Consider the following 3,653-nt stretch of genomic DNA (forward strand, 5'->3'; position numbering starts at 1 on the left):
TTTCTGTTTCCACCCCCTTGTGGATGCGCCGAGGAGCGCAGGGCCAGACGGATCAGGGCAAAAACTTGTTTGAGCCGAAGGCGAGTTGTTTTTGACCCCGGCTGGACAGAGTACCGCAGGTTGCCCCGGAGCGAAGCGCAGGGGACGCAGGAACCAGGGTCGCCTTTTCTTTGCTTACTTTCTTTTGGCGAAGCAAAAGAAAGTGAGTTGCCGCCGGCAACCCCGGCCCCGGGACAAAGCACACCCCGAAAGAACGAAAGAGCAACAGGCCTCACGCGGAAACCTCCTCAACTTTCCCTTTCCCCCGAAACCTCCGCCCCAACCGATCAAACGCCAGATAAATCACCGGCGTCGTAAACAGCGTCAACACCTGGCTGACAATCAACCCGCCAAAAATCGCCAACCCCAGAGGCCTCCGCAATTCAGCACCTTCGCCAAAGCCCAGCATCAGGGGCACAGCAGCAAACAGCGCCGCCAGCGTGGTCATCAGGATGGGCCGAAAGCGCAGCAGCGCGGCCTGGTGAATGGCCTCCTGCGGGGATTTGCCCTGGCTGCGTTCGGCGTCGATCGCGAAGTCGATCATCATGATGGCGTTCTTCTTCACGATGCCGATCAGCAGGATGATGCCGATGATGCCTATCACCCCGAGGCCTGACCCGCTGATCATCAGCGCCAGCAGCGCGCCCACGCCGGCGGAGGGCAGGGTCGAGAGGATCGTCAGCGGGTGGATGTAGCTTTCATACAGCACACCCAGCACGATGTAGACGCAGATCACAGCCGCCAGGATGAGCCAGAGCTGGTTGGACAGCGAGGCCTGGTAGGCGCCCGCCGCACCCAGAAAGGTCATGGTCACGCTGGCGGGCATGGCGATGTCCTTGGCCGCTTCCCGGATCTCGTCGACCGCCTTGCCCAGCGAGACGCCGGGCGCCGTGTCAAAACCCAGCGTGGTGGCCGGGTACTGGGCCACGCGGGTAACCTGCAGCGGGGCCGCTTGCTCCGTGATGGTGGCGATGGCCGACAGCGGTGTTGGCGTGCCGGAGCCGGTTTTGAGTTGCAGGCTGCCCAGCGATGCCGGCGTGCGCAAGGAGTCGGGCATGGCTTCGAGGATCACGCGGTACTGGTTGGTTTCGGTGAAGATGGTCGAGACAATGCGCTGGCCGAATGCGCTGTAAAGCGCGTCGTCAATGGACGAGGTCGTGACGGCCAGGCGCGACGCGGTGTCGCGGTCTACCGTGATGTAGGCTCCGGCGCCGCTGGAGCCCGCATCGGACGACACGTTGCGCAGGCTTTCGAGCTGCCGCATGCGCTGCGTAAGCTTGTTGGCCCATTCCACCACGGTGGCGTTGTTCGAGCCTTCGAGCGATACGCGGAATTGCGTGGGCCCGGTTTCGGCGTCAATGGTCAGGTCTTGCGTGGGTTGAAGGTACAGAGTAACCCCGGCTACCGCGGCGGCCCTGCGCTGCAGCCGGTCCATGGTTTCCTGCTGGCTGCCTATGCGCTCTTTTTTCAGGTTGATCAGCATGCGGCCGGTATGCAGCATGGTGTTGTTGGCTGCGTCCACGCCAATGAAGGAGCTCAGCGTTTCGACGTCGGGGTCTTCCAGGATGGCCTTGGCCGTGGCTTGCTGCAGCGCGGCCATGCGGTCATAGGACACCGATTGCGCGGTTTCCACGCGAGCCTGCAGCTGGCCGGTGTCCTGCGTCGGGAACAGGCCCTTGGGGATCAGCACATACAGCAACACCGTGAGCAGCAGGGTGGCCAGCGCCACCAGCAGCGTGGCGCCCTGACGTTTGAGCACCCAGGTGAGCCACACGTCGTAGCGTGCGATCACGTCGTCAAAAAAACGCTGGAGCCGCGCGCCCGCCTGGGCCAGCCGGCCTTCGCCCGCCGTTTCCGGCACGTGCTTGAGCCATCTCGCCGACATCATGGGCACGAGGGTGAGCGACACCACGGCCGAGATCAGGATGGTGATGGCCAGCGTGACGGCAAACTCGCGGAACAGCCGGCCGACCACATCGCCCATGAACAGCAGCGGAATCAGCACCGCGATCAGCGACACTGTCAGCGAGATGATGGTGAACCCGATCTGCGTCGCACCCTTGAGGGCTGCGGCCATCGGTTCTTCGCCTTCCTCGATGTAGCGCGAGATGTTTTCGATCATCACGATTGCGTCGTCCACCACAAAGCCGGTGGCGATCGTGAGTGCCATCAGGCTCAGGTTGTTGAGGCTGTAGCCCAGCAGGTACATCAAGCCGCAGGTGCCGACGAGTGAAATCGGCACGGCCAGGCTGGCGATGACTGTGGCGCGCAAGCTGTGCAGGAAAGCAAAGATCACCAGCACGACCAGCAGCACGGCCAGCAGCAGTTCAATCTCGACGTGCATCACCGAGGCGCGTATGCCGGTCGTACGGTCGCTCAGCACATCGACCCTGAGGGAGGTGGGCAGGCCGGCCTGCAGTTCGGGCAGGCGTGCCTTGATAGCGTCCACCGTGGCAATGACGTTGGCGCCGGGCTGGCGCTGCACATTGAGGATGATGGCTGGTTTCAGACCAGACCATGCGCCCAGTTTGATGTTCTCGGCGCTGTCCACCACCTGTGCCACGTCTGACACTCGCACCGCCGCACCGTTGCGAAAGGCGATGATGAGGTTTTTGTAGTCAGCAGCGGCGACCAGCTGGTCGTTGGAGTTGATCGAATAGGACCGTGTAGGGCCATCGATGCTGCCTTTGGCGCCGTTGGCATTGGCCGCGGAGATCGCAGTGCGCAGTGAATCAAGCCCGAGGCCGTAGGAAGCCAGCGCCCGTGTGTCGGCCTGGATGCGCACCGCGGGGCGCTGCCCGCCACTGAGCGACACCAGCCCCACGCCATTGACCTGGCTGATCTTCAGGGCCAGCCGGGTGTTGACGATGTTCTGCACCTCCGTCAGCGGCATGGTGTCGGACGTGATGGCCAGTGTCAGCACCGGGGCATCCGCCGGGTTGACCTTGGCATAGACGGGCGGGGCGGGCAGGTCGGCCGGCAGTAGCGAGCCGCCCGCGTTGATGGCCGCCTGCACCTGCTGTTCGGCCACGTCCAGTGCCAGGCCCAGGCCGAACTGCAGCGTGACGATGGAGACACCGGCGGCACTGGTGGAGCTCATGCGAGAGAGACCGGCCATCTGGCCGAACTGGCGTTCCAGCGGCGCTGTCACGGTCTGCGCCATCACTTCCGGGCTCGCGCCGGGATACAGCGTCTGCACCTGGATGGTGGGGTAGTCGACCTGCGGCAGGGCCGACAGCGGTAAAAATTTGAAACCCACGAGGCCAGCCAACACAATGGCCACCATCAGCAGCGAAGTGGCTACCGGGCGCAGGATGAAGGGGCGTGAGGGGCTCATTCAATAACCTTCGTGCTTCGCACTGCGATGCTATTTGCCTTGGGAACGGCCCGGCGGCTCATGCGCGGAAATACCTTCGTGCTTCGCACTGCGGTGCTATTCACCTTGGGAACGGCCCGGCGGCTCATTGGTACGAGTCCCGGATCATTGCGCCGGCCGTTCGCCCTGGCGGCGGTCCTTCATGCCTTGCCAGCGTGCCAGGGCTTCCGGGTCGCCCTTGTCGATCTGCTCCAGGAAGCGCTTGCGGCGTTCCAGCGCGGCCGGGTCGTCCTTGACC

General features: G+C 63.7%; 1 protein-coding gene. It reads right to left on the minus strand.

Features of this window, described 5'->3' with window-relative positions; genetic code table 11:
- Positions 1 to 271: 271 nt before the first annotated feature.
- Positions 272 to 3,376: an efflux RND transporter permease subunit gene (locus tag AC1D1X_RS18270; RefSeq protein ID WP_477670932.1), complete on the minus strand. Its 3,105-nt coding sequence runs from the start codon at positions 3,374 to 3,376 to the stop codon at positions 272 to 274.
- Positions 3,377 to 3,653: the final 277 nt, after the last annotated feature.

Source organism: Polaromonas sp. P1_G4, assembly GCF_056405475.1.